The sequence below is a fragment of the Mycobacterium sp. genome (assembly GCF_035633495.1).
In the GTDB taxonomy this organism is placed as follows: Bacteria; Actinomycetota; Actinomycetes; order Mycobacteriales; family Mycobacteriaceae; genus Mycobacterium.
This window is the reverse complement of the sequence record NZ_DASQEU010000154.1, coordinates 1-8679: the sequence shown is the minus strand read 5'-3', so window position 1 is coordinate 8679 and position 8679 is coordinate 1. Positions and strand designations below refer to the sequence as shown.

Below are 8679 nucleotides of genomic sequence, written 5' to 3'. Positions count from 1 at the left end.
GCCGCAGTTTCCGGGTTCGACAGGGCACGCCGGTATCTTGTTGTGCCATGACCACCACCACCCTGGCGCTGATGCCGGACTTCCTGGACCCGCTGACGCTCATCGGGTACTTCGGCACGTGGGCACTGGTGGGTCTTCTGGTCGTCGTCTTCATCGAGTCGGGCGTCCTGTTCCCCGTGCTTCCCGGCGATTCGCTGCTATTCGTCGCAGGGATGCTCGCCGCGGGAACGGCCGCCCAGGCCGAGGCGGTGGACACCAACTTCCAGCTGTGGCAGCTGCTGGTGTTCATCCCCATCGCCGCCGTGGCGGGCAGCCAGGTCGGGTACTGGATCGGCCGCAGCATCGGCACGTCGATGTTCAAGCCGAAGGCGCGGTTCCTGAAGCAGAAGTATCTCGACGAGGCGCACGTGTTCTTCGAGGAGCGTGGACCCTTCGCCATCGTGCTGGCGCGGTTCGTGCCGATCGTGCGGACCCTTGCGCCGATCACGGCCGGCGCCGCCCGGATGAACTACGGCGTGTTCACCCTCTTCAACGTCATCGGCGCCGTCGTGTGGGGCGTGGGACTGACGCTCCTCGGGTACTGGCTCGGCCAGTTCGAGATCATCCAGAAGCTGCTGGAGCCCATCTTCATCGTGATCGTGCTGGCCTCGGTGGCCCCGATCTTCTTCGAATGGCGCAAGCGCCGCAAGGCGGCCAAGCGGGCAGGCGGAGCGGAAGGGGCGGACGAGCCCGCCGCCGAGCAGTCCTAGCCGAGGCCCAGCGCCTCGGCCAGCGTGCGCAGTGACGGGCGCGGATCGGCCGTGGGGTCGGCACCGATGACCTGCACCACGACGTGATCGGCGCCCGCGTCGAGGTGCGCGCGCACGCTTGCCGCCGCGTCGTCCACCGAGCCCATCCCGACGAGCCTCCGCGCCAACCGGTCTGAGCCGCCACGCACCAGATCCGACTCGTCGAACCCTTGGCGTAGCCAGGAATTCCGGTAGTTGGGCAGGCCGCTGTAGACGTTGAGGTGCCCGTGCGCGTACGCCAGCTGCTCCTCGGCGTGCCCGCCCACGACGACTCCCTGCTCGGAGACGATCCACTTGTCCGGTCCGAGGATCTCGCGGGTCTTGCGAGACTGCTCCGGCAGCACCAGATACGGGTGCGCGCCGTCGGCGTGCGTCCCGGACAACTCGATCATCTTGGGTCCGAGCGCCGCGAGCAGACGCACCGGCCGTCCTGCGCCGGGCTCGATCGCCTCGGGGACGGAGGCCATCTTGTCGAGGTAGCTGCGCATGGTCGCCAACGGCTTCTCGTACACGCCACCGAAGCCGTGCTCGACGAGTGGCGCGTGGCTCACGCCCAACCCGAGGACGAACCGGCCGGGGAACAGGGCGCTGAGCGTGCGGCCACCGGACTCCGCGGCCGATGCCGCCCTGGCGTGGATGTTGGCGATGCCGGTGCCGACCACCAATCGCTCTGTGGCGGAAAGGAACGCCGCCGACTGCGTCAGGCACTCCTTGCCCGTGACCTCGGGGATGAACAGCGATCCGTAGCCGAGGGCCTCGATTTCGCGGGCCACCTCTTGCGCGGCGGGCATCGCCCAGGTGTCGCTGGCCCACCAGACGCCGATCGTGCTCGGGTAGTCGGTACGGGCGCGTTCGGCGGTGGTCACCGCTCGATGCTAGGCGGTCACGGGTCCGCCTCCAACGCCCGGATCAGAATGGCCACGTTCGGCGATCCCTGCACGCGTCAACCCTGGATCCGCCCCGACAGCTGGTGCGCCTGCTCGAGCAGCAGGGTGCCCAACTCGGCGTGGCGATCCGGTTTGAAGCGCGTCTCGACGCCGGTGATGCTCAGCGCCCAGGCGGGCTTCCCGCTTCGGTCGAACACGGCCGCGCCGATCCCCCAGCTGCCGTCGACGATCAACGCCGGGTTCACCGCGTATCCGGTCCGCCTGGTCGATTCGATGCGCGCGCGGATGAACGCCTCGGCGTGGCTCGGACCCCACTCCGAATCCGGCTGCACCCTGGCGAAGAAGTCGTCGACTTCCCGGTTGGAGAGGTGGCTCAGGATCGCCAGGCCGGCGCTGGCGACGCCGAGCGGGAATCTGATTCCCACGTGCAGGACGTGCGAGCGCAACGGAAAGCTGCCTTCCTCGGCAAGGACGCACACCGTCTCGTCACCTCTGCGCGCCGAGAAGAACGCGCTCTCGCCGGTGTCCTTCGCAAGCCGCGTGACCACTCCTCGCGCCTGATCGGTGACGTCGTATCGGTATGCGGCGCCGACGCCGAGGAGGTACAGCTCGGGCCCCAGCGACCAGCGCCCCGTCTTCGCATCGCGCGCCACCAGATGTTCGTCGGCCAAGGACGCCAGTAGTCGATGTGCGGTCGGACGGGCAAGCCCGGCGAGCTTGCCGAGATCGGTGGTCGAGGCGCCGTCGGGCTCCGCGGCCGCGACTGCCCGCAGGATGGAACCCACTCTCGCGACCACGTGCGAGCTCCGCGGTTGACCACTCACGGCCACCATCCTAGGCGTTCACCAGGTGAACGCCTAGTTCGCAAACGCTCACTGTGCGAGCAGTTTGTCGGCACCGCGGACGCAGGGGTTGATTGCCTGGCGAGCTTCGTTGTTCAGTTCTATTGCGTAGACACGCACCCCCGGAGCCGGGCAACGAAGGCGGCGCCCTCGGCGTTTGCAGAATGAACGTCACGTCAGCGGAGGAGGAGACGCATGACGTCGAAGGTGTACGGCTCGGCCGCCGAGGCGGTCGCGGACATTCCCGACGGCGCCACGTTGGCCGTCGGCGGATTTGGCCTATGTGGCATTCCCGACCAATTGATCGAGGCGATCGCTCAGGCGTCTGCGACCGATCTCGAGGTCTTCTCGAACAACTGCGGGGTCGACGGCGTCGGACTGGGCGTCCTGCTGTCCCTCGGACGCGTCCGTCGCGTCACTGCGTCCTACGTCGGCGAGAACAAGGAGTTCGCCCGTCAGTACCTGGCAGGCGAACTCGAGGTCGAATTGACACCACAGGGCACGTTGGCAGAACGCATGCGCGCCGGCGGTGCGGGGATCCCCGCCTTCTTCACACCGGCCGGGGTGGGCAGTCCGGTGTCCGACGGCGGGCTGCCGTGGCGATACGCGCCCGACGGATCGATCGCAGTTGCCTCGCCACCCAAGGAGATTCGTGAGTTCGGCGGCAAGCGCTACGTCTTGGAGGAGGCGATCAACGCCGACTTCGCGCTGGTCCACGCCAAGCTCGGTGACACCGAAGGCAACCTCGTCTTCAACAAGACGGCGATGAACTTCAATCCGCTCGCCGCCATGGCGGGCCGCGTCACCATCGCCCAGGTCGAAGAGCTCGTGGCCCCCGGTGAAATCGACCCGGGCGCAGTCCATCTCGCGGGCGTCTTCGTGCAACGCATCGTGCACACCGGGCCACAGGACAAGAAGATCGAGAAACGTACCGTCCGTCGAACAGAAGGAACGTCGCGATGACCGAGTCGGCACCGGCGGGTTGGAGCCGCAATGAGATGGCTGCCCGCGCAGCGGCGGAGATGGTCGACGGCGAGTACGTCAATCTCGGCATCGGACTACCGACGCTCATTCCCGGTTATCTGAGCGACGACGTCAACGTCACGCTGCACTCCGAGAACGGCATCCTGGGGACGGGTCCGTATCCCGACGACGACGACGTCGACCCCGACCTGATCAACGCGGGCAAGGAGACGGTGACGGTCAATCCTGGTGCAGCGTACTTCGATTCGGCCCTGTCGTTTGGCATGATCCGCGGCGGGCACATCGACACCGCGGTGTTGGGTGGCATGGAGGTCTCCGCGACCGGTGACCTGGCCAACTGGATGGTGCCGGGAAAGATGGTGAAGGGCATGGGCGGCGCGATGGACCTCGTCCACGGTGCGGCCCGCGTGATCGTGCTGATGGAGCACACCGACCGCTCGGGCAACCCGAAGATCGTTCAGACGTGCAGCCTGCCGCTCACCGGTCAGGGCGTCGTCGACCGCATCATCACCAACCTGTGTGTCATGGACGTGCCGGGCGACGGAACCCTCGTGTTGCGGGAACTGGCTCCGGGCGTGACCGAGGCGGAGGTCGTCGCAGCTACCGGAGCCGAGCTTTCGGTCGATCTGCAGTAGGTGCCGTCACTCCGTCTCGTCGACGACCGGCGGCGCGGGCTCGAGACCACCTTCGCCGTGGGTGACCGCGTGTGCGGCCTCCATCAGCATCCAGCCCGAAAGCTGAACGGAGAGATCGCGTTCCGGGACTTCGGAGGCGTTGACCGCGCCCTCGACGAACTGCGCATCCTTGCCGCCGTCCTTGGGCAGGTCGGCGTTGCGGTCCCAGAACGGACCGAACAGCGGTAGACCCTCGACGGTCTGCCGGAAGTCCCATGCCGACTGGGCGGACTTCAGCACCAGGTCCTTGGCGGTGGCGCGCGCCGCGGTGTCCTCCGGGCCGTCCTCGGGCAGCAGGGTTGCGGCCAGCGCGAGGTAGCGCGCCAGGATGCCGTCGAAGAGACCACCGTCGCCCCCACCCGCCCCCCGGATGACGCCGTCGGGGGCCATGTCGTCGGCGATCGCCTTGACCAGTCGACGCACGCGCTCGCCATGCCGGGCGTCCTGGGTGCGGGCGGCGAGTTCGACCTCGAGGCCAAGGACGACGCCCTGGCAGTAGGTGTACTGCGCGCGCACCAACGAACCGCCCTTGATGCCGTCGAACACCAGATGGGTGTCCGGGTCGATCAGCGTCTCGTCGATCCAGTCGGCCATCTGCTGGGCGCGGCGCAACCGGTCGTACCGCGCCAGGAAGATGCCCGCGGGACCGTTGGCGGGGGCGTTGAAGAACTGGTCCTGCTTGCGCCACGGGATGCCGCCGCCGTCCTCCGGCACCCACGCGTTGAGGAACTGGTCGGCCAGCTTGTCGAGAGCCTTGGGCCGCTCGACGCCTGCCTGGCTTCCCGCACGCTCGAGCGCGAGCGCCAGCCATGCCATGTCGTCGTAGTAGTCGTTGATCCAGCGTCCGGTGTTGCGCCAGTGCTGCGCACGGATCTGGCGCTCGATCGTCACCTTGCGCTCGGGCTGCGGGTCGCGTATCTGCGCGTCGACCAGGCAGTCGAGCAGGTGTGCCTGCCACCAGTAGTGCCAGGTGCCGAACGACAAGGCCTTCTTGGTGGGCGGCCAGGCGACGACGCCGAGCTGCGTACCGGGCAGCCGCCACAGCCGCCGGTAGTGCCGCTTCGCGATCGCGGCTTCTGCGCTGGCCGCGCGATTGGCCCACAGCTGATCCATGTCGATGATCCTGCCTTACCAGGCTCGCGATGTGTCGGCATGCGTCGCGATCCACGCATGCATGGCGATGCCGGCGGCCACGGCGGCATTGACGCTGCGCGTGGACCCGAACTGGGCGATGGACACCGTCACGGTGGCACCCCGCTGCGCGTCGTCGGTGATCCCAGGACCCTCCTGCCCGAAGATCAGCAGACAGTGGCGCGGCAGGCGCGTGTGCTCGAGGCGGACCGCTCCGGGCACGTTGTCCACCGCGACCACCTCGAGTCCACCGTCGGCGGCGAATGCGAGCAGCTCGGCGGTGGTGTCGTGATGCCGGAGACGCTGGTAGCGGTCGGTGACCATGGCGCCGCGCCGATTCCACCGACGCCGTCCGACGATGTGCACGGTGTCGACGGCGAACGCGTTGGCCGTGCGGACGACGGCGCCGATGTTGGCGTCGTTTCCGAAGTTTTCGATAGCGACGTGCAGTGGGTGCCGTCGCGTGTCGATGTCGGCGATGATGGCCTCACGCGTCCAGTAGCGGTACGCGTCGACGACGTTGCGGGTGTCGCCGTCGCGCAACAACTCCCGGTCGTAACGAGGGCCGTCCGGCAACGGACCGGGCCAGGGCCCCACGCCGGGGGCCGTCCCCCATTCCGTCGGGCCCGGGTCACTCACCGGTCGTCCACGGAGCGGCGTGGGTGCCGACCGCGTCGAGCGACGAATCGGGCAGCACCAACATCGATGAGCCGGACACCGAACAGGCATACGACAATCCCTTGCCCGGCAGCGTCGGTGTCACCTGGACAATGAGCGGGCCGCCGCGACGGATCGAGTCCTCGCGGTACCGCGAGGCCAGACCGGTGATGTCGAGGCCCGGCAGCATGTAGCCGTTGCCGTTGAACGCGTTCGGCTCCCCCAGCGCGGTCGGCATCAGTTGCGACCCGCCGGGTTGCAGGTTCAACAGCACCGCGATCAGAGCGTGCACTCAGGTCCGCCCTCGGCCGCGGCCCACCACTTTCGTCGCAGCCCGCACCAGACTCCGCGGCACCATCCGACCCGCGGTGGTGAGCGCCTTGTACTGCAGGCCCGGGATGATCACGACCCGCCCCTTGGCCACGTCGGCCAGACAATCGCGCACGACGTCGGCCACGTCGAGCCACAGAATGGACGGGGTGCCCTCCATGTCGATACCCGCGCGCTCGTGGAACTCGGTGCGGACGAAACCAGGACACAGTGCATGCACGCCGACGCCGGTGCCTTCGAGACCGTTGGCCAGGCCCTCGGAGAACGAGATCACCCACGCCTTGGACGCCGAGTAGGTGGAACCCCTGCCCGGCAACAGTCCCGCGACGCTGGCCACGTTGATGACCGTGCCCGCACCCGCGGCCAACATGGGCGGCAGCGCGGCACGCGTCAGTTGCATGACGGCCGTGACGTTGACGTCCAGTTGCGACTGAAGGACCTCGAGATCGGCACTCCAGAATTCGCCCGACGTTCCAAATCCCGCGTTGTTCACCAGGATTCGCACACCTGCGGCAAGCCGGTCGGCAACCTTGGCACGGTCGGCGGCGACAGCCAGGTCAGCCGCGAGCACCTCGACGTCGGCACCGGCTTCGTCGCGCAGTTCGGCGGCGAGGCGCTGCAGGCGTTCAACGTCGCGGGCCACCAGCACCAGGTCATAGCCGTCGAGGGCGTAACGACGAGCGAACCCCATGCCCAATCCCGACGTCGGTCCAGTGATCAGTGCGACGGGACGAGACATGCCGACAGGGTACTTGGCGCCGGGGAACCCTAGCGTTGGTAGTGCGGCGACTGACGCCCGTTGCGCACGGGTGGGCGCTGCTGGGTGTACTTGCCGACGTCACCACGCGTCGGCGGCGCGTCGGTGCGGCCCGCGGGCAGTTCGGCGGGACGCGGTGCCACGGGGCGACTCGGCGAGCCGCCGCGCCTGGCGATCGCCTGGCCCGCGACACCGCTCTGTCCCGGCTGCGGAATGGGCGGCAGCACGCGCAGGAGGTCGTTGAACTGACGCACGGTGAGCAGGCCCTCGTCCCACTGCGCGCGGGTGCTGGTGATTGGCATGCTGACGAGCGTCCAGTGCTGCTCGTTCCACATCATTTCGGCGCAGTCGGGTGCGGCGTGCGCGAAGGTCACCATGCGGCGGTCGCACGCCCGACGCGCGGCGTCCAGATTGGTGGAGTACACCATCCGTGGGCCAATGGCGCCGAGGAGCCAGATGTCGCTCTCGCGCGGTTCCTTGATGTCCTTGAGACGCACGTCGACCACGACGTTGGTGCCGACCTTGCGGTGCAGCGCGATGACCGTCGCCACGTCCTCGAGATCGAAGACGAAGACGGCCTCGCCGCGGATCTGTCCGAGGACCACGTTCTTGGCCGAGACGTCGCCGACCGTGGACATGATGCCGCGCTTCCAGCGCTTCACGATCTCGGTCGACTCGTGCTCGTAGTCGAAGCCATGGGACTTCGCCCACGACTTCCGCCGCCTGCCGAGCCCACGCCGTTTGTCGAGGTCGACATACAACAACACCGCCGCACCCACGAAACAGAGTGCAGACAGCGTGAACCAGAGTGGGACCATTGCGCCCCAGCCTACTGGTTGGCACGGCTTTCGCCCGAACTCGAACGGATCACAAACCGGTCACGCCTCGTCGGGCCAGTTCACCCGGGGCATCGCGCACACTGGTCTGGTGAGCGACCTCTCCGGTAAGGCCTTTCTCGTCGTCGGCGCCACCGGCGCCCTCGGTTCCCGCATCGCGCGCCTGCTGGCCGACCTCGGTGCCGACGTGACGGTCAGCGGCCGCTCGGAGGACGCATTGGCGGGCCTGGGAATCGACGGCGCGCACGCCGTTGCGGCCGATCTGCGCGAGCCGGATGCTCCGCGGTCGGTCGTGGCCGCCGCGGTCGAGCGCCACGGACGACTCGACGGGTTGGTCATCGCGGCCGGCGTGGTGGCCTTCGGTGCGGTCACCGACATCGACGACGACACCATCGACGACCTGCTGCTGATCGACTTCCTCGCGCCACTGCGACTGGTCCGCGCGGCGCTACCGGTGATGGAACCGGGCGGAGTGATCCTGGGCATCAGCGCCGTGGTGGCGGAGAAGCCGCTGCCCAACATGGCCGTCTACTCGGCGGCCAAGGCTGCGACGGCCGCGCTGTTCACCGCCGTGCGAGTCGAGGCCAGGCGGCGCAAGATCCGCGTCGTCGACGTCCGACCGCCCCATACCGAGACGGGGTTGGCCGGCCGGGCGATCGCCGGCGAACCACCCAAGCTGCCGACCGGCCTCGACCCCGACGCCGTCGCCGCGCGGATCGTCGAAGCCCTCCTCGGCAAGGAAACCGACGTCGGCAGCGCCGCATTCGGCTGACCCGCGCCAGCAGCCCCTCGA

At 68.4% G+C, this 8679-nt stretch carries 11 protein-coding genes; 4 read left to right on the top strand and 7 right to left on the bottom strand.

Annotation, left to right across the window (positions count from 1 at the left end):
• The first annotated feature begins 47 nt into the window (after positions 1–47).
• Positions 48–749: a VTT domain-containing protein gene (locus tag VET27_RS22925; RefSeq protein ID WP_526521901.1), complete on the top strand. Its 702-nt coding sequence runs from the start codon at positions 48–50 to the stop codon at positions 747–749.
• Here VET27_RS22925 and VET27_RS22920 read toward each other — a convergent pair.
• The gene (locus VET27_RS22920) at positions 746–1654 is read right to left on the bottom strand and encodes an LLM class F420-dependent oxidoreductase (RefSeq protein WP_526521900.1); all 909 of its coding nucleotides are present in this window, start codon (positions 1652–1654) and stop codon (positions 746–748) included. The genes VET27_RS22925 and VET27_RS22920 overlap by 4 nt on opposite strands.
• 77 nt (positions 1655–1731) lie before the next feature.
• Complete coding sequence (locus VET27_RS22915; protein WP_526521899.1) at positions 1732–2508, bottom strand: IclR family transcriptional regulator; 777 nt, start codon at positions 2506–2508, stop codon at positions 1732–1734.
• A 204-nt stretch (positions 2509–2712) separates the two neighbouring features.
• Between VET27_RS22915 and VET27_RS22910 the strand changes: the two genes are divergently transcribed.
• Together VET27_RS22910 and VET27_RS22905 are read left to right on the top strand one after the other, a co-directional pair.
• Positions 2713–3480 (top strand): CoA transferase subunit A, encoded by a 768-nt coding sequence (locus tag VET27_RS22910; protein ID WP_526521898.1) that lies wholly within the window; start codon positions 2713–2715, stop codon positions 3478–3480.
• Positions 3477–4136 (top strand): 3-oxoacid CoA-transferase subunit B, encoded by a 660-nt coding sequence (locus VET27_RS22905; protein ID WP_526521897.1) that lies wholly within the window; start codon positions 3477–3479, stop codon positions 4134–4136. Before VET27_RS22910 ends, VET27_RS22905 begins: the two co-directional genes overlap by 4 nt.
• A gap of 6 nt (positions 4137–4142) precedes the next feature.
• Here VET27_RS22905 and VET27_RS22900 read toward each other — a convergent pair whose 3' ends face one another.
• The 5 genes from VET27_RS22900 to ttfA are packed head-to-tail and all read right to left on the bottom strand — an operon-like array spanning position 4143 to position 7868.
• On the bottom strand, positions 4143–5288 hold the full coding sequence (locus VET27_RS22900) for a glycoside hydrolase family 76 protein (RefSeq protein ID WP_526521896.1): 1146 nt from the start codon (positions 5286–5288) through the stop codon (positions 4143–4145).
• A 15-nt stretch (positions 5289–5303) separates the two neighbouring features.
• A complete protein-coding gene (locus VET27_RS22895) occupies positions 5304–5945 on the bottom strand; it encodes a TrmH family RNA methyltransferase (RefSeq protein ID WP_526521895.1) in 642 nt (213 codons plus the stop codon).
• Positions 5938–6255, bottom strand: coding sequence for a hypothetical protein (locus tag VET27_RS22890; protein ID WP_526521894.1), 318 nt, complete (start codon positions 6253–6255; stop codon positions 5938–5940). Before VET27_RS22890 ends, VET27_RS22895 begins: the two co-directional genes overlap by 8 nt.
• Positions 6256–7032, bottom strand: a complete 777-nt coding sequence (locus VET27_RS22885) for an SDR family NAD(P)-dependent oxidoreductase (protein WP_526521893.1) — start codon at positions 7030–7032, stop codon at positions 6256–6258. It abuts the gene before it with no gap.
• A gap of 29 nt (positions 7033–7061) precedes the next feature.
• A complete protein-coding gene (gene ttfA / locus VET27_RS22880) occupies positions 7062–7868 on the bottom strand; it encodes a trehalose monomycolate transport factor TtfA (RefSeq protein ID WP_526521892.1) in 807 nt (268 codons plus the stop codon).
• Positions 7869–7977: 109 nt separating this feature from the next.
• Here ttfA and VET27_RS22875 point away from each other — a divergent pair, with 109 nt between their 5' ends.
• On the top strand, positions 7978–8658 hold the full coding sequence (locus VET27_RS22875; protein WP_526521891.1) for an SDR family NAD(P)-dependent oxidoreductase: 681 nt from the start codon (positions 7978–7980) through the stop codon (positions 8656–8658).
• Positions 8659–8679 lie beyond the last annotated feature (21 nt).

What these genes read in the sequence shown, in the direction of transcription:
- VET27_RS22925 (WP_526521901.1), top strand. Translation starts at nt 48, where the DNA reads ATGACCACCACCACCCTGGCGCTGATGCCGGACTTCCTGGACCCGCTG.
- VET27_RS22915 (WP_526521899.1), bottom strand. Translation starts at nt 2,508, where the DNA reads ATGGTGGCCGTGAGTGGTCAACCGCGGAGCTCGCACGTGGTCGCGAGA.
- VET27_RS22910 (WP_526521898.1), top strand. Translation starts at nt 2,713, where the DNA reads ATGACGTCGAAGGTGTACGGCTCGGCCGCCGAGGCGGTCGCGGACATT.
- VET27_RS22905 (WP_526521897.1), top strand. Translation starts at nt 3,477, where the DNA reads ATGACCGAGTCGGCACCGGCGGGTTGGAGCCGCAATGAGATGGCTGCC.
- VET27_RS22900 (WP_526521896.1), bottom strand. Translation starts at nt 5,288, where the DNA reads ATGGATCAGCTGTGGGCCAATCGCGCGGCCAGCGCAGAAGCCGCGATC.
- VET27_RS22885 (WP_526521893.1), bottom strand. Translation starts at nt 7,032, where the DNA reads ATGTCTCGTCCCGTCGCACTGATCACTGGACCGACGTCGGGATTGGGC.
- ttfA (WP_526521892.1), bottom strand. Translation starts at nt 7,868, where the DNA reads ATGGTCCCACTCTGGTTCACGCTGTCTGCACTCTGTTTCGTGGGTGCG.